The 22699-nt window shown below is 41.0% G+C and carries 20 protein-coding genes; 15 read left to right on the forward strand and 5 right to left on the reverse strand.

What is annotated here, in order from left to right; genetic code table 11:
• Positions 1-88: 88 nt before the first annotated feature.
• The 3 genes from NST15_RS05035 to NST15_RS05045 are packed head-to-tail and all read left to right on the forward strand — an operon-like array spanning position 89 to position 2796.
• Positions 89-829, forward strand: coding sequence for an ABC transporter ATP-binding protein (locus NST15_RS05035; RefSeq protein ID WP_074042126.1), 741 nt, complete (start codon positions 89-91; stop codon positions 827-829).
• Positions 822-2042 (forward strand): ABC transporter permease, encoded by a 1221-nt coding sequence (locus NST15_RS05040; protein WP_113747676.1) that lies wholly within the window; start codon positions 822-824, stop codon positions 2040-2042. Before NST15_RS05035 ends, NST15_RS05040 begins: the two co-directional genes overlap by 8 nt.
• 46 nt (positions 2043-2088) lie before the next feature.
• A complete protein-coding gene (locus NST15_RS05045; protein ID WP_024719995.1) occupies positions 2089-2796 on the forward strand; it encodes an EcsC family protein in 708 nt (235 codons plus the stop codon).
• A gap of 29 nt (positions 2797-2825) precedes the next feature.
• Here the strand turns inward: NST15_RS05045 and NST15_RS05050 are convergent, their stop codons facing one another.
• Positions 2826-4013, reverse strand: coding sequence for a M20 family metallopeptidase (locus NST15_RS05050; RefSeq protein WP_270108693.1), 1188 nt, complete (start codon positions 4011-4013; stop codon positions 2826-2828).
• An 80-nt stretch (positions 4014-4093) separates the two neighbouring features.
• Between NST15_RS05050 and NST15_RS05055 the strand changes: the two genes are divergently transcribed.
• Positions 4094-4450 carry a hypothetical protein gene (locus NST15_RS05055; protein ID WP_017360309.1) on the forward strand — a complete coding sequence of 119 codons (357 nt, stop codon included), beginning with the start codon at positions 4094-4096 and terminating at the stop codon, positions 4448-4450.
• Positions 4451-4507: 57 nt separating this feature from the next.
• Here the strand turns inward: NST15_RS05055 and NST15_RS05060 are convergent, their stop codons facing one another.
• Positions 4508-4993 carry an antibiotic biosynthesis monooxygenase gene (locus NST15_RS05060; protein ID WP_007497177.1) on the reverse strand — a complete coding sequence of 162 codons (486 nt, stop codon included), beginning with the start codon at positions 4991-4993 and terminating at the stop codon, positions 4508-4510.
• Positions 4994-5120: 127 nt separating this feature from the next.
• On the opposite strand from NST15_RS05060, the gene NST15_RS05065 reads away from it, so the two are divergent.
• The 7 genes from NST15_RS05065 to NST15_RS05095 all read left to right on the forward strand — a co-directional run bounded on the left by NST15_RS05065 (position 5121) and on the right by NST15_RS05095 (position 15172).
• Positions 5121-7256 carry a transglycosylase domain-containing protein gene (locus NST15_RS05065; RefSeq protein WP_017360307.1) on the forward strand — a complete coding sequence of 712 codons (2136 nt, stop codon included), beginning with the start codon at positions 5121-5123 and terminating at the stop codon, positions 7254-7256.
• 124 nt (positions 7257-7380) lie between these two features.
• Positions 7381-8439, forward strand: a complete 1059-nt coding sequence (gene hemE / locus NST15_RS05070; RefSeq protein ID WP_342498915.1) for a uroporphyrinogen decarboxylase — start codon at positions 7381-7383, stop codon at positions 8437-8439.
• Positions 8440-8471: 32 nt separating this feature from the next.
• Positions 8472-9410 (forward strand): ferrochelatase, encoded by a 939-nt coding sequence (hemH, locus tag NST15_RS05075; RefSeq protein ID WP_035703469.1) that lies wholly within the window; start codon positions 8472-8474, stop codon positions 9408-9410.
• Between the two features lie 22 nt (positions 9411-9432).
• Complete coding sequence (gene hemY, locus NST15_RS05080; RefSeq protein ID WP_008348859.1) at positions 9433-10845, forward strand: protoporphyrinogen oxidase; 1413 nt, start codon at positions 9433-9435, stop codon at positions 10843-10845.
• Between the two features lie 175 nt (positions 10846-11020).
• Positions 11021-11599: a TetR/AcrR family transcriptional regulator gene (locus NST15_RS05085; protein ID WP_026050070.1), complete on the forward strand. Its 579-nt coding sequence runs from the start codon at positions 11021-11023 to the stop codon at positions 11597-11599.
• A 70-nt stretch (positions 11600-11669) separates the two neighbouring features.
• Complete coding sequence (locus NST15_RS05090; protein WP_048002573.1) at positions 11670-13979, forward strand: YhgE/Pip domain-containing protein; 2310 nt, start codon at positions 11670-11672, stop codon at positions 13977-13979.
• A gap of 143 nt (positions 13980-14122) precedes the next feature.
• Positions 14123-15172 (forward strand): M42 family metallopeptidase, encoded by a 1050-nt coding sequence (locus tag NST15_RS05095; protein WP_342498916.1) that lies wholly within the window; start codon positions 14123-14125, stop codon positions 15170-15172.
• Between the two features lie 32 nt (positions 15173-15204).
• On the opposite strand, the gene NST15_RS05100 is transcribed toward NST15_RS05095, so the two are convergent.
• Together NST15_RS05100 and yhfH are read right to left on the reverse strand one after the other, a co-directional pair.
• Positions 15205-16494 carry a cation:dicarboxylase symporter family transporter gene (locus NST15_RS05100; protein WP_008348850.1) on the reverse strand — a complete coding sequence of 430 codons (1290 nt, stop codon included), beginning with the start codon at positions 16492-16494 and terminating at the stop codon, positions 15205-15207.
• Between the two features lie 339 nt (positions 16495-16833).
• Positions 16834-16971: a protein YhfH gene (yhfH, locus tag NST15_RS05105; RefSeq protein WP_008359029.1), complete on the reverse strand. Its 138-nt coding sequence runs from the start codon at positions 16969-16971 to the stop codon at positions 16834-16836.
• 155 nt (positions 16972-17126) lie between these two features.
• Between yhfH and NST15_RS05110 the strand changes: the two genes are divergently transcribed.
• The 3 genes from NST15_RS05110 to NST15_RS05120 all read left to right on the forward strand — a co-directional run bounded on the left by NST15_RS05110 (position 17127) and on the right by NST15_RS05120 (position 20588).
• Positions 17127-17870 carry an MBL fold metallo-hydrolase gene (locus tag NST15_RS05110; RefSeq protein ID WP_048002572.1) on the forward strand — a complete coding sequence of 248 codons (744 nt, stop codon included), beginning with the start codon at positions 17127-17129 and terminating at the stop codon, positions 17868-17870.
• Positions 17871-17872: 2 nt separating this feature from the next.
• On the forward strand, positions 17873-18862 hold the full coding sequence (gene lplJ / locus NST15_RS05115; protein WP_035392513.1) for a lipoate--protein ligase LplJ: 990 nt from the start codon (positions 17873-17875) through the stop codon (positions 18860-18862).
• 172 nt (positions 18863-19034) lie between these two features.
• Entirely contained in the window at positions 19035-20588 is a 1554-nt protein-coding gene (locus NST15_RS05120; protein WP_255233729.1) for a fatty acid--CoA ligase family protein, read from the forward strand.
• A gap of 210 nt (positions 20589-20798) precedes the next feature.
• On the opposite strand, the gene NST15_RS05125 is transcribed toward NST15_RS05120, so the two are convergent.
• Positions 20799-21215, reverse strand: coding sequence for a hypothetical protein (locus NST15_RS05125; RefSeq protein WP_008348821.1), 417 nt, complete (start codon positions 21213-21215; stop codon positions 20799-20801).
• Positions 21216-21392: 177 nt separating this feature from the next.
• Here NST15_RS05125 and NST15_RS05130 point away from each other — a divergent pair, with 177 nt between their 5' ends.
• Positions 21393-22676: a M48 family metallopeptidase gene (locus NST15_RS05130; RefSeq protein WP_025207046.1), complete on the forward strand. Its 1284-nt coding sequence runs from the start codon at positions 21393-21395 to the stop codon at positions 22674-22676.
• Positions 22677-22699: the final 23 nt, after the last annotated feature.

The following is a 22699-nucleotide window of genomic DNA, read 5'->3' on the forward strand; positions in this document are numbered from 1 at the left end:
TTATTCATGAGTTGTCTATAGGTAAACATTTCAAATTGTCTTTCGTTTTTGGTACTATAAAGGAAAAAAGAAAGAAAGGAACGAACTGATGTCCCTTCTAACTGTAAAAGATGTAACGGGTGGATATACAAAGAATCCCGTTCTGAAAAATATTTCATTTGAATTAGAAAGAAACCAAATCGTTGGTCTCATTGGCTTAAACGGGGCGGGAAAAAGTACAACCATTCGTCATATTATTGGATTAATGAAACCTCATAAAGGGGTCATTGAGCTGAACGGACGAACCCTTCAAGAAGATCAAGAGTCGTATCGTTCACAATTTACGTTTATTCCAGAGACACCTGTCTTATATGAAGAATTAACGTTAAAAGAGCATTTAGAGCTGACAGCGATGGCTTACGGCCTTTCAAAAGAACAATTAGAAGAACGTCTGCCGTCTTTGCTGAAGGAATTCCGAATGGAGAAGCGATTGAAATGGTTCCCTGCTCATTTTTCTAAAGGGATGAAGCAGAAGGTGATGATTATGTGTGCGTTTCTTGTGGAGCCAGAGTTGTATATTATCGATGAGCCGTTTTTAGGGCTTGATCCGCTTGCGATCAACGCACTATTAGAACGTATGAATGCGGCGAAACAAAATGGCGCAAGTGTTCTGATGTCAACGCATATTTTAGCCACAGCGGAACGTTATTGTGATTCCTTTATTATTTTGCATGAAGGGGAAATTAGAGCGAAAGGAACACTGACAGAACTAAGAGAGCAGTTCAACATGAGAGATGCGACACTCGATGATCTTTATTTGGAATTAACAAAGGAAGAAAGCTATGAGTAAAACAACGCAAACCATTTGGAAATCACGATTAGAAGAACACGTGCAAGAAACAAGAAAATATTTAAAATATATGTTCAACGATCATCTTGTGATTGTGCTCATTTTTTTCCTTGCAGGCGGGGCGAGCTGGTACAGTAATTGGCTGAAGCATATTCCAGCTCACTTCCCATCCTATTGGGTGATGGCAGTTGTTTTCTCATTGGTACTGACTAGTTCTTACGTGCGAACGTTGATCAAAGAGGCAGATCTTGTGTTTATGCTTCCTTTGGAAGCTAAGATGGACCCTTATTTAAAACAAGCGTTTAACTTTAGCTTCATTTCTCAGTTATTTCCTTTGATTGCCGTGTCCATTATTGCACTTCCGCTATATTCGGCTGTCTCCACAGGCGATCTGATACTATATGTGCTCATTTTGGCGCAAATGATCTTAATAAAAGGTCTGAATACAGCGATTCAGTGGAGAATCACTTATTTTCAAGGGAAACATGTGAGATGGATTGATGCAGTGATTCGTTTTCTGCTCAATACAATGTTAATGTATACCGTTTTACAAGCAGCTTATGCCATTGCCATCGTCTTTTATCTTTTATATGCTGTCTATCTCATTTATCTAACAAATGCAGTAAAAAAACAGCCTTTTCAATGGGAATTGCATATTTCTGATGAGTTAAAACGAAAACAGCGTTTTTACCGCTTGGCAAACTTATTTACGGATGTCCCTCATTTAAAGAAACAAGTGAAAAGAAGGGCGTATATGGACTGGGTCTTGCAGTTTGTCCCTTATGAACAGCGTAAAGCTTTTTCTTATATGTATGTGAGGGCGTTTTTACGTTCAAATGACTATTTTGGTCTTGTGTTTAGGTTAACGGTCGTGTTTGTGCTCATCCTCTTGTATACAGGTGCAGCAGGCTGGGTGGGGGCATTACTTGTCTTGTTTACAGTCTTTATCACAGGTGTACAGCTTGTTCCGTTAACAAAGCACTTTGCTCATCTGTCGTTACAGGCACTTTATCCTGTGTCTCAGCAAGAAAAAGATCGAAGCTTTTTTGTTCTCGTACGAAATGTACTCATCATCCAGTCAATTGTACTGAGCTCCGCCGTTTTCCCAGCAGGTGGATGGAAGGGAAGCGGACTTGCTCTTCTCATTTCATTGGTATTTGTGCTTGTCCTATTCAAGCCTTACGTACAAAGCAGATTAAAAAAGATGAGATAAGCATTTTTTACAGCGTGTGTATGATGTCACCAAGGAGGGAACTGGGATGAATGCAGCTGAACGGGAACTGTATGAAGAGGCCATTTTTTTTCAAATGCGTTTTTTAAGAAAACCATCCAAGATCGAGCGGTTTTCAAAAGGTGTTCAGCAGCAAGTGAATCGCCGAATCCCTGCTCGATTTCATCAAGTCATCACAAGTGCGGTGAAAACAATGGTTGAATCCACCGTATCAGGAAGCCATTTTACTTCATTTACAGTCATTGATGAACAATTGTCTATTGTAGAGCGAAATGAGCTGGCAAAGGAAAAGGTGACATATTATCAAAAGGCCGCTGCGATTGAAGGAATTGGCACAGGTGCGGGTGGATTGTTTCTCGGAATGGCGGATTTCCCTCTCCTTTTAAGTATCAAGATGAAATGTCTTTATGAGCTTGCCTGTATATATGGATTTGATTTGTCTCAAAAAGAGGAAAGGCTCTTTTTGCTTTGTATTTTTCAACTCGCCTTTTCAAGCAGTGCACATCGTCAAAAAATGATGAAACTCATTGAAGAATGGGAAACAACCCGGGAAGAAATGGATTGGTATAGCTTTCAGCAGGAATATCGAGATTATATTGACCTTGTGAAGCTGTTTCAATTAATGCCTGTGGTCGGTGCCGCTGTTGGTGGGGTGGCAAATCATCAGCTGACTGGACAGCTTGGTGAAGTCGCACGCCATGTGTTTCACTTGAGAGTGTTGAAAGAATCGAAATAGAAAAGCCGCTGCCCAGCAGCGGCTTTTTTTCATTCATCGTAGGAAAGGACGGCATGAGCGATTACCTTTGCTGCGACAGGCATTGCGTTTTCGTTAATATCAAATTTCGGATGGTGATGTGGATACACATCTTGGCTGTTTTCTGGCATAGCGCCTGTATAGAAGAAAGTACCAGGAACATGCTGAAGGTAGTAAGCAAAGTCTTCTCCGCCCATTTGGGTTTCGGCTTCTTTTACTTCTGTGACTCCTTCTGTCTGTTTGGCTATTTCTGCTATATATTCAGTTGGTGCAGGGTGATTTTTGACTGCAGGATAGCCTCTTACATATTCATAAGTATAAGAGGCATCGTGCATGTGGCAGACACCTTTCACCACCTGTTCAATTTCACGTTCAATGATATGGCGTGCACTCTCTTCAAAGGAACGTGCAGTACCTGTCAGCACGGCCGAATCTGCAATGACGTTAAAGGCATTTTCAGCGACAAATCCCCCTACAGATACCACCGCAGAATCAATCGGGTTGACTTTTCGGGCCACGACCTGCTGAAGATTGGCTACAATTTGTGAACCGATGAGTACGGCATCTTTCGTCAGATGCGGCTGTGCGCCATGTCCGCCTTTCCCTTGCACTTGAATAGAGAAACGATCGGCGGCTGCCATAAAGTTCCCGCTTTTATAAAGAACAGTGCCGCATGGCTCTGAGGACCAAAGGTGGGTGCCGAAAATGACGTCAACACCGTCTAAACAGCCATCTTCAATCATTGGTTTCGCACCGCCGGGGGCATATTCTTCAGCGTGTTGATGAATGAGGACGATTTTTCCTTTTAATTGATCTCGGTGCTCATGTAAGATCTTCGCTAAGACGAGAAGTGTTGCTGTGTGGCCATCGTGACCGCATGCGTGCATGACGCCAGGTTTTGTTGAACGGTAAGGTACATCCTTTTCATCATGAATGGGAAGTGCATCAAAATCAGCTCTCAGTGCAATGGTCGGTCCAGGGGAAGCTCCTTCAATAAAAGCGAGTACACCATGTCCGCCTACATGTGTACGTGTTGGGATATGTAATCTGTCATAATATTGAGCGATGTAAGCAGCTGTTTCCTCTTCCTGAAAAGAAAGTTCTGGATTCATATGGAGATGGCGTCTAATTTCAACCATTTCCTCATAATGTTCATCAAGACGTTCATTGATCCTTTTGTGTAAAGTGGATACTGTCATTGATCCGAAAACCTCCTTTAGGCTCTTTTACTGATTGTATGGTAATTGTTAGAATCTTTCAACAGAAGAGGATGTCGAGAATGACAGAAAAGGTCATTTTACATAAAAGTCGAAGGTTAAGTATGAAGCTTGAAAAAGGGGGAGTGGCATTGGGAAGCTGTCCAAATTGTTCAAAAGCATTTTCTTTCGTCGAAAAATTTCATTTATCGCATACGAGAATGATGCTTTGTCCAAGCTGCCGGCATCAAATCAAAGAAACGTTCGTTTCAAAGATGAGCTTTTTGATGATTTGTTTGATTCCACTGTTGGTACTACTTATTCAGATGAAAGGTGCTTCACCTATGCTCAAATGGCCCATCTTATTAGGATGGATCTTGCTGAATTTTTATGTACTTCAGCCAATCATTCATCGGTACGAGCTTAGAGATAAGCGTTGAAAGCCCAGCAGAAGGGCTTTTTTTTATAAAAAAAGAAGTGCGAAAAGCAGCACTTCCTTAATGGTCTATGACGGCATGATAGGATGTCAGATAGGCAGGACGAGAGAAGATGGAGCCAGTATCCTCGTGCGGCTGAAAGAACGCTTCTGACTCTTGAAAGTCTTGAAATAAGTCTTCAGATTCCCAAAGTGTCAAAATCAAGTACACCTCTTCATCCTTTTTTGGTCTTAACACACGAAGCGCCTGAAAGCCGCGCTGGTGTTCTGACATGTTTGTTTTTTTCTGAAAGGTGGATTCAAAAAGTGCTCTGCTTTCGAGCTTTACAGGGATATGATTCAGCGTGACAAAGCCAGATTGGACGAGCTCACCTTTTGTATAAATCACATCATAGGCATGGGGTGCTTTAAAGACTGTCTCACCCTCCGTTTCATGAAAAAGAGCCGCTTGTTCCTTACCGACCGTATAAAGCAGATTTTCAAGATGATGTTTTTTTGCGATTTTTTGCAAAAAGTCTGCTGTTCCATATGTAATATAGAAATTCATCTAAACCGCCTCCTGCTTGATAGTATAACAAAAGAATGATATATAATTCTTTGGTAGTCAATCCATAAAACATATTATGAAGCAATACATCCCATACTATCCGTATAAAGGAATGAGGTGACCTAATTTGAAGAAAAAGAAGATAATCATTCCATTAGTCATTGCAGGAAGTACAATCGTGCTTTCATTTATTGGCTATCTGACCATTTTATTTTTAGGACATTATGTCATAGATGAGAAGAAGCTCGTTTTTCACGCTTCCTCGAAAATCATTGATCAGAATGGAAAAGAACTCACAAGCATGTATTCAGAAAATCGGGACCCTGTGTCATTAAAAGAGGTCCCAGATAAAGTGGCGAAAGCTTTTGTTGCTGTAGAGGACAAGCGCTTTTATGAGCACCACGGAATTGATGCACAATCGATTTCAAGGGCGGTTTATCGAGATATATTAGCAGGTGGAAAGGTAGAAGGCGGCAGTACCATCACCCAGCAGCTCGCCAAAAATATCTTTCTCACAAATGATAAAACGTTTCTTCGAAAAACAAAAGAAGTCATTATTGCGATCAATTTAGAAAGAGATTATTCAAAGGACAAGCTGCTTGAAATGTATTTAAATCAGCTTTACTTTGGTCATGGCGTCTATGGGATCCAAGCAGCGGCCAATTACTATTTTAGTAAAGATGTAAAAGATCTCACTGTCAGTGAAGGAGCTACACTTGCTGCCATGCCAAAGGCACCTTCAACGTATTCCCCTGTTCTACACCCAGATAAAAATAAACAAAGACGGGATACCATCCTGAATTTAATGAATGAACAAGGATATTTGTCTTCTACAGAAACAGTTGAAGCAAAAGGAAGAACACTTGGTATTCATTTAAAAAAGAAATCAGAAACCCCTTGGGTGGACAGTTATGTAGATCTCATGATTAAAGAAGCAGAATCACAGTATTCGATTTCGCATGAACAATTGCTTCAAGGCGGCTATACTATTACCGTACCAATCGATATGAATTTGCAAAAAGTTGCCTATGATGCGATGAAAAACAATCGTTATTTCCCGGGAAAAAGCGGGTCACCTGAAGGCAGCGCTGTGTTTATTGACAACGCATCTGGTGGTGTAAAAGCAGCAATAGGCGGACGAGAATATCAGGCAAGAGGCTATAACAGAGTCACAGCTGTTAGACAGCCTGGTTCTGTCTTTAAGCCGATCGCAGTATATGGTCCAGCGATGCAGGAGAAAAAATTCAGACCGTATTCACTGCTTGAGGACAAGGAAAAAAGCTATGACGGCTATTCTCCAAAGAACTACGATGGACAGTACGAAGGCAGGGTCACGATGGTAGAGGCTCTCATGAAAAGTAAAAATACATCTGCCGTATGGACGTTAAGCCAGCTTGGCATCGATACGTCTAAATCCTATCTTGAGAAAATGGGAATGGATATTTCGGATAAAGGACTTGCCATAGCGCTTGGCGGTTTAGAAAAAGGGGTTTCTCCGTTGCAGATAGCTGGAGCATTTCATACATTTGCAAATGAAGGCGTCTATAAAAAGCCGTTCTTCATTCAGAAAATCACGAATGATGATGGTGAAACCGTTGAAAAAAATCGAAACAAAGAAGAACGAGTGTTTAGCGTACAAAATGCTTGGAATATGACAAGAATGCTTCAACAGGTCGTCAAAGGCGGAACCGCTCAGAGCGGATCATACGCTGGAGATTTGGCTGGTAAAACAGGCACAACTACGTATTCCGGTGTCAAAGGGGCAACGAAAGATGCTTGGTTTGCTGGCTACACGCCTAGTACAACAGGGGCAATCTGGATGGGGTATGACAAAACGGATAACAGTCATTATTTAACTGGCGGCAGTCAGTATCCAGTGCAGTTAATGAAAGATATTTTAACGACAGCCCAAATAACCAATGAAACATTCCAAAAACCAGAGGGAATTAAAGAACTTCAATCGCCAATCCATTTAGAAGGACTGTCAGGCTTTGAAGCACGTTATGCATTTAAAATCAAAGGGCTCTTTACATTGGAGCTGTCATGGGATGAACAGGAAGACAAACGCGTTGAATATCGTATTTATGAAAAGAGAAATGGAAGCGAGACCCTGATCGATTCTGTAACAGGAACAAACAGCTACACAATGCCGTATGCAAATGTGTTTTCAGATGCGCAGTATAAGGTTGTTCCATACAATACTCAAACACAAGAAGAAGGCGAAGGTAGTGCTTATATCAAGCCAGAGGCTTTTGGACGTTAATATTCGGCGATTTTTTGAACATTGAGCCGCTTTAGTATACCGAGCCCTGAAAAAGCGGTATAGTAAAAGCAGTGTTTGAGCCTTATACAAAGAGAGTGTGAGGCGAAAGGTGGAATGAAAGGTAATGGGAAAAACGAAGGCTTTTAATGACACGTTCTTAAAGGCGTGCAAAGGGGAAAAAACAGACCATGTACCGGTTTGGTATATGAGACAGGCAGGACGCTCGCAGCCTGAATATCGTGCCCTTAAAGAAAAATACGGGCTATTTGAAATTACGCATCAGCCAGAGCTATGTGCTTACGTAACAAGACTTCCTGTAGAACAATATGGTGTAGATGCCGCTATTTTATATAAAGATATTATGACTCCGCTTCCAGCTATTGGAGTGGACGTTGAAATTAAAAATGGAATTGGACCAGTGATTGACTCGCCTATTCGGACAAAGGCAGATATCCAGCGTCTTGGAGAGCTTCATCCTGAAGAAGACCTGCCGTATGTGCTTGATACGATCAAGCTGTTAACAGAGGAGCAGTTGAATGTTCCGCTGATTGGTTTCGCAGGTGCACCTTTTACGATGGCAAGCTATATGATCGAAGGCGGTCCATCTAAAAATTATCATAAAACAAAGGCGCTCATGTACAGTGAGCCAGAGACATGGATGCTTTTGATGAATAAATTAGCCGATATGACGATCACATACATACGCGCTCAGGTAAAAGCAGGCGTCCGAGCATTTCAAATCTTCGACTCTTGGGTTGGCGCTTTAAATGCAGCAGATTACCGGACCTTCATTAAGCCTGTCATGCAGCGTATTTTCACAGAGCTGAAGTCTGAAAACGTACCAATGATTATGTATGGTGTCGGTGCGAGCCATCTGGCGATAGATTGGCATGACTTGCCGCTTGATGTCGTTGGACTGGATTGGCGTATGAGTATAGACGAAGCGCGAAAAGAAGGCTTAACAAAAACGTTACAAGGAAACCTTGATCCAACGATATTACTTTCTCCTTGGGAAGTGATTGAAGAAAGAGCAACAGCGATTTTAGATCAAGGGATGAAATCAGATCAATTCATCTTTAACTTAGGTCACGGGGTATTTCCTGATGTCTCACCAGACACGTTAAAGAAGCTGACAGATTTTATTCACGATTATTCAGCTAAACATAAAAAGACATCCATCTAAATGATTTCAAATGATCTGAAGGAGTGTTGGTTGTGGAGAAAAAGAAAATGGGGCTACTTGTCATGGCATATGGCACCCCATATAAAGAAGAAGACATTGAACGTTACTATACACATATTCGTAGAGGCAGAAAGCCAGAGCCGGAGATGCTGCAAGATTTAAAGGACCGCTACAAGGCAATTGGCGGCATTTCTCCTTTATCAAAAATTACAGAACAGCAGGCAAATGGCTTGTGTGAACATTTGAATGAGATCCAAGACGAGATTGAATTTCATGTATACATTGGGTTAAAACACATCGAGCCTTTCATTGAAGATGCGGTCGCTGATATGCACCGAGATGGCATCACAGAAGCGGTGAGTATTGTCCTAGCACCGCACTTCTCCACATTTAGTGTGAAATCGTATAACAAACGTGCACAAGATGAAGCAGAAAAGCTTGGCCAGTTAAATATCACTTCTGTTGAAAGCTGGTATGATGAGCCGAAGTTTGTGGACTATTGGGTGAAACAAGTGAAAGAGACGTATGCATCCATGAGTCAGGAAGAAAGAGATTCAGCAGTACTGATTGTGTCTGCGCACAGTCTTCCTGAAAAAATTATTGCAGCAGGGGACCCATACCCTGATCAGCTTGCACAATCTGCAAAAATGATTGCTGAAGGTGCAGGAATTGAGCATTATGAAATTGGCTGGCAAAGTGAAGGCAATACGCCTGATCCGTGGCTCGGACCAGACGTACAGGATCTCACACGTGACCTATTTGAACAAAAAGGCTATAAAACATTTGTATACGTGCCTGTTGGATTTGTCGCTGATCACCTTGAAGTGTTATACGACAATGATTATGAATGTAAAGTCGTCACGGATGAAATTGGCGCAGCCTACTATCGTCCAGAAATGCCAAATGCGAAACCAGCATTTATTGATGCACTGGCAGCAGTCGTATTAAAGAAACTGAATGAAAGCAAGTAATCATATAAAAGAAGGCGATCCTATGCATGACAATCAAAAACACCTTGTCATCATTGGCGGTGGCATCACGGGTTTGGCCGCCGCCTTCTATTTGGAAAAGGAAATTGAAGAAAAAGGCCTTCCTATCCAAATATCTCTTATTGAAGCGAGTCCTAGGCTAGGTGGAAAAATTCAAACATTATATAAAGACGGTTATATCATTGAACGTGGACCCGATTCATTTTTAGAAAGAAAGGTCAGTGGACCCCAGCTGGCAAAAGATGTTGGGCTATCTGATCAGCTCGTCAATAATGAAACAGGGCAAGCGTATGTATTAGTCAATGAAACCCTTCATCCGATGCCAAAGGGCGCTGTCATGGGCATTCCAACTCAAATCAGTCCTTTCATTACAACTGGGCTTTTTTCAGTTGCCGGAAAAGCACGTGCAGCGATGGATTTCGTTTTGCCAAAAAGCAAACAGACAGAAGATCAATCTCTTGGGGAATTTTTTAGAAGACGTGTGGGTGATGAAGTGGTGGAGAATTTAATTGAACCGCTACTATCAGGCATTTATGCTGGTGACATTGATCGCCTGAGCTTAATGTCTACCTTCCCGCAGTTCTATCAAACAGAACAGAAGCATCGCAGTTTGATTCTTGGGATGAAAAAATCACAGCAGCATGCAAAAGCGCAACAAGTGACAGCGAAAAAGCAAGGACAGTTCCAGACAATCAATCAAGGGCTGCAAGCACTTGTTGAAGCGGTCGAAAGTAAACTCAAGCTGACGAAGATTTACAAAGGGACAAAAGTGACCCAGATCGAAAAAGCCGAGGGAGGCTATGGCGTTCAATTAGACAGCGGTCAAACGCTTTTTGCAGATTCTGCCATTGTGACAACTCCTCACCAATCGATCTATTCCATGTTTCCAAAAGAAGCAGGGCTTGAGTACTTGCATGACATGACATCGACTTCTGTTGCAACAGTTGCACTCGGATTTAAAGAAGAGGATGTTCACAATGAATATGATGGTACTGGTTTTGTCATCTCAAGAAATAGTGATTTCTCCATTACAGCATGTACGTGGACAAATAAGAAATGGCCTCACACTGCACCTAAAGGAAAAACATTGCTCCGTGCATACGTTGGGAAAGCTGGCGATGAATCAATTGTCGAACAGTCTGATCATCAAATCGTGAGCATCGTGCTGGAGGATTTGAAGAAAATCATGGATATTAAAGCAGATCCAGAGCTGACGACAGTGACTCGCTGGAAAACAAGCATGCCGCAATATCATGTGGGTCATCAAAAACAGATTTCGACGATGAGAGAAACGTTTAAGCAATCATATCCTGGTATTTATATCACGGGTGCTGCATTTGAAGGTGTTGGAATTCCTGATTGTATTGATCAAGGAAAAGCTGCCATCTCAGAAGCTGTATCTTATCTATTTTCATAAAAAACAAACTCCCTTTTCTGTCATGGAAAGGGAGTTTTTCATGTTCGTATGTTTAGAAAAGAGTGGTGAATAATAAAATTGAACAAAGTTGTTGCATCTGAGGAAAAGGATGTGGTATATTACTTTCTGTACTTAATGACCGAAACGTTCAAATAGTCATTTTGGGAGTGAGATCATGAGTGTTGATAGGAGACAAATGATTTTAGATGGAGCAACAAAGGCATTTACCCAGTTCGGGTATAAAGCCACGACAATGGACCTTGTAGCAAAGCTTGCCAACGTCGGAAAAGGAACGATTTATACCTTTTTCAAAAACAAAGAAGAGCTGTTCGATGAAATTTTCACATCACTGTTAATGGAGATGAAGAAAATTGCAGATGAAGCAATAGATGAGAAGAATAGTTTCTCAGAAAACCTTCATTTAGCACTCTTTGCAATATTAGAATTTCGAAAAAACCACCAGCTTACAATTAAAATCTTTCAGGAAAATGCGGAGCTTGGCACGTCAGCAGTGAAAGAAATGATTGAAAAAATGGAGCAGATGATCATTCGCTATATTAAAACAAAAGTAAAAGAAGCGATTGAAAAAGGCGACATTAAGCCCTGTGATCCTGAATTGACGGCATTTGTGATGGTGAAACTATATATTGCACTTATTTTCGACTGGGAAAAGCGATATGAGCCTTTAACAAAAGAAGAGGTCGCTGAATCGCTCGAGCTTTATGTACTAAAAGGACTGTCTGCAACAACATAATTTTTTTTGAGTTCAAATGACCGAATTCTTAATTTAGTCATAGTCATTCATCAATGGGAGGAAAACAGCAATGAATGTAATTCGGAATCAATGGAAAGACATTGTGACGAGCAAAAAACTACTGATCCCGATTTTAGCTGTCTTATTTATTCCACTGATTTATAGTGGTGTATTTTTAAAAGCTTACTGGGATCCATATGGTACAGTTGATCAATTACCTGTAGCGGTTGTCAACTTGGATGAAGGCAGTCATTATGACGGCAAAACCCTTCAAGTGGGCGATGATTTAGTGAAGGAATTGAAGAAAAACGATAGTTTTAAATGGCATTTTGTTGATAGTGAAGAAAAGGCCATCAAAGGGTTAAATAACGAAGACTATTATCTCGTCGTCGAGATTCCGAAAGATTTCTCGAAAAATGCGAGTACAGTACTAGACAAACATCCGAAAAAATCGAATCTGAAATATTATACGAATCCAGGCGCAAACTATGCTGCGTCTCAAATTGCGAATAACGCCATTATCAAATTAAAAGATTCGGTTTCAAAGGAAGTCACAGAAAATTATGCAGAGGTCATCTTTGATAACTTCAAAACGATTGCAAAAGGATTAGATCAAGCAAGCGATGGAGCGAAGAAAATTGATGACGGAACAAAAAGCGCAAAAGACGGTAGCCAAAAGTTAAAAGACAATCTGGCGAAATTGGCAGAAGGAACGTTAACGTATAGCGAAGGTGTTCATCAGTTTGCAGGAAAAATGGGTGAACTGAACACTGGAATTCAATCTCTTGATAGCGGTCTTGGTCAGCTCTTAACAGGCTATCAAACGATTGATCAGAAATTTGGTGAACTTGGTACAGGGATTGATACATTGACCGAAGGGTTAAACACAAGCCGTGAAGGACATGAGCAGCTTTCTTCTAAAATGCCGCAATTCACAGCAGGCATTGAGCAGCTGAACAATAAAGCACAGTCATTTTCAGAAAAAATCGCTGCTGTGGAGAAAGTATTGTCTTCACCTGAATTAGCGAATCTTGAAAAGATGGCGCCTAAGATTGATCAGGTGAAAAAAGATGCAAAAACGTTTAGTACCAAACTTGCTTCTTTAAAAGAAGCATTATCTAATCGAGATGCAAAAGTAAAAAGTATCATTCAAAACAGCTCGATGACAGATGAAGAGAAAAAGGCGGCAATGGATCAGCTAGACAGTCTGCCTACAATCGAACTGCCTGATTTGTCTGGTCTTGAGCAAAGCTTAGCGGCGCTGCAGGAACTGCCTGACGCAAGTGAAGTTCAGTCTGCGGTTGCATCTGCAAAAGCACAGCTACAGCAAGTCAAGCAGCTGCCAGAGAAAACAGAACAGCTGTATACATCGACAGTCGCCATACAAAATGCGATTGATCAAATGACATCCGGTACGAATAAATTGTATCAAGGTGCACTGAAGCTTCAAACGGGCCAAGGGAAATTACAAGATGGCCTGCAAACAGCAAATGGAAAGCTTGATACAGCGAAAAGTGGTGCGGATAAACTGGCAAACGGATCAAGTCAGCTTAGTGCAGCATTGAATAAACTAGAAAGTGGATCAGCGAGTATCCAAAGCAACTCTTCTAAACTAGCTGAAGGGTCAAAATCCCTTGATAAAGGATTAGGTGACTTAAAAAGTGGGACTGGAAAGCTTTCTGATAAGCTAAAAAGCGCTGCAGATGAAACAGGAGACATTGATGCGGGGCAGGACAACTACAATATGATTGCAAGCCCAGTCAAAACAGAGAATGATACAGCGAAAAAAATTGATAACTATGGAACAGGGCTCACACCATATATTTTATCAATGGGACTCTTTGTTGGAGCTCTTATGCTGACTGTTGTATTCCCAATGAAAGATCCTGCAGGACGCCCTAGAAATGCGTTTGAATGGTTTGTCAGCAAATATAGTGTGCTTCTCTTAGTCGGTATCTTGCAGGCAGTGATTGCAAGCACCATGCTGATCTTTGGGCTTGGACTTGAAGTGGAAAGCCTCTGGCGCTTCTATCTCTTTGCAATCATCGTCAGTCTGACATTCCTAGCGATCATTCAACTTCTTGCGACGACGATGGGGAATCCAGGACGCTTCATTGCCGTCATTATCTTGGTTCTTCAGCTTGCAGCAAGTGCGGGTACATTCCCGCTTGAGCTTGTACCAAAATTCTTCCAAGTCATTCACAGTCTGCTTCCAATGACGTATACCATCAACGGATTTAGAACGATCATTGCAAGCGGTGATAACAGTTATTTATGGCACCAAGCAGCGATTCTTGGAACAGTAGCCATCATCATGATGGCTGCAACAACAGCATACTTTGCTTGGAACATAAGAAAAATGAAACAAGAAGAAGCTTAATCAAAAAAACCTTTCTCTTCCATGAGAATGGTTTTTTGATTAGAAATTAGACATCAGGAACCCGAAGCGATATATTTTAAGAAGGATGCTGAAAAAAGGCATGCTTGGAAAGAATTTCTTTTAGATGAAGGAGGATATGCCGAATGACAACGGAAGTAAATGAAACGGTTCAGCTTATTCAAAAGCTTGTGTCAATCCCAAGTCCATCAGGAAATACTGAGAAAGTGATTGGCTTTGTCGAACGTTTTTTACAATATTTACATATTGAAACGAAGCGAAATCGAAAAGGCGGATTAATTGCCACCCTAAAAGGAACAGATGACAAGGAACACCGCATGCTGACAGCACATGTCGATACGCTTGGTGCGATGGTCAAAGAAATTAAATCAAATGGCCGGCTGCGTCTTGCACTCATTGGAGGCTTTCAATATAACTCGATAGAAGGCGAGTATTGTGAAATTGAAACAGTAACAGGCCGTACATACACAGGTACCATTCTGATGCATCAAACGTCCGTTCACGTATATGAGGATGCTGGAAAAGCGAAGCGAAATCAAGAAAATATGGAGATTCGCTTAGATGAAAAAGTGAAAAATGCAGACGATGTGCAAGCACTTGGCATTCAAGTAGGAGACTTTATCTCATTTGATCCTAGAGTGGAAGTGACATCTTCAGGTTTTATTAAATCAAGACACCTTGATGATAAGGCAAGTGTGGCTTTGTTGCTGAGATTGATTCACCGCATTCAAACAGAGAACATCACATTGCCGCATACGACACATTTCTTAATTTCAAATAATGAAGAAATCGGATACGGTGGGAACTCGAATATCCCGGAAGAAACGGTGGAATATTTAGCTGTTGATATGGGAGCCATCGGTGATGGTCAATCAACCGATGAATACAGTGTGTCAATATGTGTGAAGGATTCTAGCGGTCCTTATCACTATGGTCTGCGCAAACATTTAGCAGCATTAGCTGAGGCAAATAAAATCGATTACCGCCTTGATATTTACCCTTATTATGGCTCAGATGCGTCGGCAGCGATTCGAGCAGGGCATGATATCATTCATGGACTGATTGGACCTGGCATTGACTCTTCGCATGCCTTTGAAAGAACCCATGAAGACTCCTTGATTCATACAGCCAATCTTCTGTACCACTATGTTCAAAGCAAATTAATCACAGTATAAAAAAAGAACCCCATGATCGGGGTTCTTTTTGATTAGCTTGAAAGTTGTGTTGGCTCAGGTACATCTTGTCCAGTCATCACGCGGTGTCCTTTTTCAGGGTCATATTGCCCTTCCCATTTAGACATCACGACAGCTGCAAGTGCATTACCAGTTAAGTTGACAACGGTTCTTGCCATATCCATGATACGATCAACACCTGCAATAAAGGCTAGACCTTCAGCAGGAACACCGATCGTTCCAAGTGTTGCAAGTAATACAACAAAGGATGTACCAGGAACGGCAGCCATTCCTTTTGATGTCACCATCAGTACAAGAATCAGTGTGAGCTGCTGTACGATTGTGAGGTCAATGCCATATACCTGCGCTAAGAAAAGCGCCGCAATGGCTTGATACAAGACGGAGCCGTCTAGATTAAACGTATAACCAATTGGGATAACAAAAGAAACAATTCCTTTTGGACACCCGATGCGCTCCATTTTATCCATGACTCTCGGTAAAACTGTTTCAGAGCTGGATGTACTAAAGGCGAGAAGCATTTCGTCTTTCATGTAAGCAAGAAATCTGAAAATATTGACGCCAATCATCTTTCCAATAATTCCGAATACAACGATAAGGAAGAGAGCGAGCGCAAAATAAACAAGACCTACGAGCTTACCTAATGAAACGAGAGATTCAAGACCAAATTTTGATACTGTCACACCAATGAGCGCGAACACACCAAATGGTGCAGCTTTCATCACAACATTGACGACATGGAACATCGCATGTGACACACCTTCAAAGAAGGCGAGCACTGGTTTGCCGCGTTCACCAATCGCTGAAACGCCAAGTGCGAATAATACAGTGAAGAAAATAATCGCAAGCAAATCACCTTCCGCCAATGATTGGAAGAAGTTCGTCGGAACGATATGAAGGAACGTATCAGCAACTGATTTACTGCTTTGTTCTTTTTCCGTTTCAACATACTGGCTAATATCCTGTTTTTCTGTATGTCCAAAGTCAACGCCTGCACCTGGTTGAACAAAGTTCGCAAGCACAAGACCAAGGATGATCGCAAACGTTGTGATAATTTCAAAATAAAGAATGGTTCTAAAACCAAGCTTCCCTACTTTTTTACCATCACCCGCACCTGCAACACCTAAAATTAAGCTAGATACGACAATCGGAATGACAATCATCTTAATGAGTCGTAAGAAGAAGTCTCCAATTGGTTTTAAATATGTCTCAACACCAGGGTTACCGAAAAAGATCGCACCAACCACGACACCGAGAATAAGACCGATTAGGATTTGAGTAGCTAATCCAAATTTTAATTTTTTCATAGATTTCCTCCCTAACTTATTCATTAAAGGAATATTCCCATTATATTAAGTTTTAATATATGAATTAAAGTATAACTAAAATTAAAGAGGTTCGTCCACGATTAAATTATATTAAGAAAATACAAAATTATTTGAAAAAATGGACACTTTGAACCCCCTTCGTTGTTTTAAGTCAATAAAAAGTGCCTTCCGAACTAAAAGTCATCATATGAAAATACTAAAAAACCCTTTTGTACCAAGGGTTTTACCTTTTTACCTATTTTTCAGAAAAAATAAAAAGCACTTTTGACTCCAACTGACGAAGGAGGAAAAAAGTGCTTTTTTATTCTATTTATTACCTTATTTAAGATAACTTACTTGTGAGCATTCCTCACATTCATTACCGTAACACTCGTGCTGTTCCATTAAATCATTTCCACATTTTGTGCATTTTTTTGAAGGCAAATTTCTAAAAAACTCAGTGATTTTTCCTAGCATTTGTCATCCTCCAATACGTTTTATTGCTATCATTGTATTATAACAGATTAATAATTGTCAATCTGTTTTGTAACAATAGGCAAGAAGAATGCTTTTTTTATGAAAAATGGGTATATTGTAAGAAGGGGATTTTTTGAAAAGGAGGAAATATGACGATGAAATTAACCGTGATTGGCTGCTACGGAGGATTTCCAGCAGCTGGTGAAGCCACATCAGGTTATCTTTTTGAATCAGATGGTTTTCGTCTGCTTGTCGACTGCGGGAGCGGAGTTCTGTCAAAGCTTCAGCAATACATTGATATAGAAGAACTAGATGCTGTACTCCTTTCTCATTATCATCACGATCATATTGCAGATATCGGACCTCTCCAATATGCGAAGCTAGTGGGTTATCATTTAGGAAAAAGCAGTGGTCCGCTGACGATCTACGGACATACCGGGGATCAAGCAGCATTTCAGCGGCTCTCTGATGATGTACATACAAAGGCAAAACCTTATCAGCCGGAAGAGGGCATTCAAATCGGACCATTTCAAATTGATTTTTTGAAAACGGTTCATCCGGCAGAATGCTATGCGATGAAAATTCAGGCAAATGAGGCTGTGGTGGTGTATACAGCTGATTCCAGCTATCAAGATGCATTTATCCCTTTTAGCAAGGATGCAGACTTACTTATTGCCGAAAGCAACTTTTACGCCGGACAAGACGGATCGGGTGCAGGACATATGAACAGCACTGAAGTAGGGAAGCTGGCAAGTGAAGCAAATGTTGGAGAGCTCATCATCACCCATCTCCCTCATTTCGGCCGGCATAAAGACCTAGTCAATGAAGCACAGGCGTTATATACTGGCAATATACAGCTTGCCCAATCAGGGCTTAGATGGAACAAGGAAGGAAGATAGAGATGCTGTTTATCGATAACGAGCAACATTATGACCCAATGATTAATTTAGCCATTGAAGAGTATTGCTTAAAATATTTAGATCCAGAAGAAACGTATTTGCTGTTTTACATCAACCAGCCGTCCATTATTATTGGAAAAAACCAAAATACAATAGAAGAAATCAATACAAAATATGTGGAAGACAATGGCATCAAAGTCGTTCGCAGGTTATCTGGCGGTGGTGCGGTTTACCATGACAAAGGAAACTTGAACTTCAGTTTTATTACAAAAGACGATGGGGACAGCTTTCATAACTTTAAAAAATTCACCGAGCCAGTCATCAAAGCGCTTGAAAAGCTTGGCGTCAAAGCGGAATTAAGCGGCAGAAATGACATCATGGCAGATGGGCGTAAAATTTCTGGGAATGCTCAATTTGCTACACGAGGACGTATCTTCAGTCATGGCACCCTATTATTTGATTCAGAAATCGAACATGTTGTCTCGGCATTAAATGTGAAGAAAGAAAAGATCGAATCAAAAGGCATCAAATCCATTAGAAGCAGGGTTGCGAATATTAGTGAACTGATGGATCAAAAAATGACAACAGAAGAATTTAGAAAAATTCTTTTAAGCTATATTTTTGACACGAACGGAGACGTGCCTGAGTATAAGCTGACAGAAAAAGATTGGGAGAAGATTCATGAGATTTCTCGTGATCGATACCAAAAATGGGAATGGAACTACGGCCGTTCACCTAAGTTTAACTTGCAGCACTCTAAGCGTTTTCCAGCTGGATCGATTGATCTTCGATTAGAAGTGAAAAAAGGCATCATTCAAGACTGCAAAATTTTTGGTGACTTCTTCGGTGTAGGAGATATTGCTGATATTGAGAAACGACTCATTGGGCAGCAATATGATCGCAAAACCATTAGTGATGTATTAGAAGACATGGATATGCGCCATTATTTTGGGAACGTATCAAAAGAAGATTTTCTGGATTTGATTTATTAAGCAAGGACAAGCACGGCTAGAGATAGCGGTGCTTTTTCTAATGAAAGAGATGAAAGCGGTTTACATTTGATCTTGTGAATTTTTTCGATTGTCTATTATAATAGAAAGGAGGAATGTTTGGTCATAAAATGAATGGCTATTCATTCATTGATGAAGTATAAGGGGTGGGAGAATGGATTTGATCAAAAATCTTGAGCAGACTGCGATGACCAAGGGAGAGAACGTCGCACTGATCTTTGAAGGGAACAAGTGGACCTATCAAGAACTGATGACAAGTATCGAACGTTTTGCAGATGGTTTAGTGAGCGAAGGGTTTCAAGCGGGAGATCATATCGCGCTGATTTTAGGAAATTCACCGCATTTTGTGATTTCATTTTTTGGTGCATTAAAGGCAGGACTTGTTGTTGTACCTGTCAATCCAACATATACGCCAAGTGAAATCGGCTACATGCTGGTCACTGGTGATGTAAAAGGGATTGTTGCACCGGATCAGCTTCTGCCGATATACGAGCAGGTGTATGAACAGCTTCCAGCGATTGAACGAGTCATTATTTGTGCTCAAAATGAATCTGCGTGCAGGTCAAGTTTAAAAGAAGTATCTGATCGTCTTGTTTTCTTCGGAAAGCTTGTATCTGGAGGTGCACCAGAAGCTGAGCATCCTTCCATACAACCTGACGATACGGCTGTTATTTTATTTACATCTGGCACAACAGGAAAACCAAAAGGGGCAATGCTCACTCATGTTAACCTTTATTCAAATGCAAGAGACATTGCGGAGTACCTGTCAATTGATGAGAAGGACAAGGTGATTGCTGCTTTGCCGATGTTCCATGTGTTTTGTTTGACCGTCTGTATGAATGCCCCCTTGATTCATGGAGCGACCATCTATGTCCTGCCGCATTTCAGCCCATCAGAGCTTTTACGAATGATGGAGAAAGAAAAACCAACGTTATTTGTTGGTGTTCCAACCATGTATAACTATTTATACCGCCAGGACGGTCATGAGGAAGCGATGAAGTCGGTGAGGATTTGTATATCAGGCGGTGCGTCCATGCCTGTTGCTTTACTTCACGGTTTTGAAGAAAAGTTCGGTGTCACGGTGCTAGAGGGTTACGGATTATCAGAGGCTTCCCCAGTGACGGCATTCAATCCCCTTGATGGAAAAAGAAAACCAGGCTCGGTCGGCACTGATATTATGAATGTGAAAAATAAGATTGTGAATGAACTTGGAGAGGAAGTTGGACCAAACGAAGTCGGAGAACTCATCGCAAAAGGGCCAAACATTATGAAAGGCTATTATCAAATGCCAGAAGACACAGAGGCGGCCCTGAAAGACGGCTGGCTGTACACAGGAGATTTGGCGAGAAGAGATGAAGACGGATATATTTATATCGTCGATCGAAAAAAGGATATGATTCTCGTTGGTGGGTATAATGTCTATCCAAGAGAAGTAGAAGAAGTGCTTTATCAACATGAAGCTGTAGCAGAAGCCGTTGTCATCGGTGTGCCAGATCCAAACACAGGAGAGGCTGTTGTCTGTTACATTTCCCCTAAGAAACATGCTCACATCAATCAAGAAGACATCATCACACATTGTTCACGCTATTTGGCGAAATATAAGCAGCCCCAAACGATCCATTTCATTGATGATATTCCAAAAAACACGACTGGTAAAATTTTAAGAAGAGCGCTAAAAGACAAGTACCAAGCAGAAACAAGTAAATAAAAAGGGAGCCTCTTGAAGAGGCTCCTCAGATTGTTGACAAAGGGCTAAAATGTTGTTTATTTTAGCCCTTTGTCTTCTTTTCAGTGTGATAGAAAACCTTTGAAGTTTAGGAAGGACGAGTACTGGCGCGGAGCGAATTTCACATTCGTGAGCACCAGCACGCAGGACTGACAAAGAATGCGAGGGTTTGTCTACACGCTGGGGAGTCTCCTATGAAGAGTCTCCTTTTTGAATCGCTTCTTGTACCTGTTTTCGAAAGGAATTTGACTGTTTTTGATTTAATTCATAATAGGTGCCATCTACTAAAAAAACAACTTGAGAGCGGTTGGTCCATAGCTGAAAAGAAGTGCCATTTGTCCGTCCGAACATGACCTTGGCGATATAATCTGGCTTCTTTACATTCTTTTTGAGATGGCTGCTTGTTTGTTTCCCTTTGTTTAATTGTTCAATTAGATCCTCAGTTGTATCTTTATCATCTATTTCATAAGAAATAGACTGGTTCGTCGGTGAAAGCAATAATTTCTCTGCTCGATTTTCATCGAAGATGTCACTTGTCCGGCTGAACACATAAAAGAAGGTAATCAGTAAAAGCCCAAAGATCACAATTCCTGCAAGGATTTTCTTCATGATGAACCTCCAACTCACTTTTTTATGGTTAGTTTCTCCGATTTTTGAACAGCATAATCATTTTTTTCACTCAAGCTTTTTCAGATAGGGCATGCTATGATGGAGCCACATGAGACAGGTTCTAAACAAAAACGTGCGTGATTACAATAGAGAGAGAAATGGAAAGGAGGCTGACCAGTGCGAGTACGCAAATGGGTAGCTCTTGCAACGGTAGCATACATATTGTACGGTCTTTTTATTTATTCTTACTTATTTCTAATGGGGGATTCATCTGTCCCTGACAGTGTGAAAGGGACAAGTGCAGACCCGCATACATTTATGACAAGCCATGAGCTTTTGATCAGTGGAAATTACTCGAACATTCGTAACCTGTTGTACTTTATGACAATTCCTTTAGATTGGTATGTCTTTTTCCTTTTGCTCATTTCAGGGTTTTCAAGGAAATTAGCAGATTGGAGCTTGGCAGCAGCTCGTTTTGACCTTTTGAGCAAACTTGTGTATGTGTTTGTGCTGTCATTTTTGACGATGCTGATCACATTGCCGGTCAAGTGGGTGAGCTACCAGTTGTCCTTGAACTACGGTGTTTCAGCACAAAGCACGGCAAGTTGGCTAAAAGACCAAACGCTTGATTTTTGGATTCAATATCCACTGCTTGTTCTATGCGCGATTGTGTTCTTTTGGCTCATTCAAAAGAAAAGGAAGTATTGGTGGCTGTATGCTTGGTGTTTAACCGTTCCAGTTACTCTATTTCTCTTCTTTATACAGCCGGTCGTTATTGATCCACTCTACAATGATTTTTACCCATTGAAGGATCAAGCGCTTGAGAAAAAGATATTAACTCTTGCAGAGAAAGCACACATTCCAGCAGATCATGTATATGAAGTCAACATGTCAGAGAAAACAAACACGATGAATGCTTACGTCACAGGAATTGGTGAAAATAAGCGTATTGTTTTGTGGGATACGACACTTCAAAAGCTGAAAGACCGTGAAATCTTATTTATCATGGCGCATGAGATGGGACATTACGTGATGAAGCATGTGTATATCGGTTTAGCAGGATATTTAGTGCTGTCTCTGGTTGGATTTTTTGCCATTGACCGTCTTTATTTTTACCTTTACCAAAAAGGCGCTTCTCCATTTCGTCTGAAGGCACCACATGACGTTGCTGCTCTTCCGCTTCTGTTGATCATTGTATCTATGCTGTCATTTGTTGCTTCTCCTTTTACAAATGCTGTGTCAAGGCATCAAGAACGTGCAGCTGATGAATACGCCGTGAACTTGACGAAAGATGGAGAGGCGGGGGTGACGTCATTTCAAAAGCTTGCAAAATCAGGGCTTTCCCAAGTCAATCCGCCACTTTTAGTGAAAATCTTCCGCTATGGACACCCGACGATGATGGAGAGAATCTTCGATATGGAAAAAGCCGCAAAAAAAGAGGAAACATCGAAAAAGCAATAAATAAAAAATCCGGCTCAGTTCGC

The organism is Bacillus sp. FSL R5-0820 (assembly GCF_038593385.1).
Taxonomy (GTDB): domain Bacteria; phylum Bacillota; class Bacilli; order Bacillales; family Bacillaceae; genus Bacillus; species Bacillus altitudinis.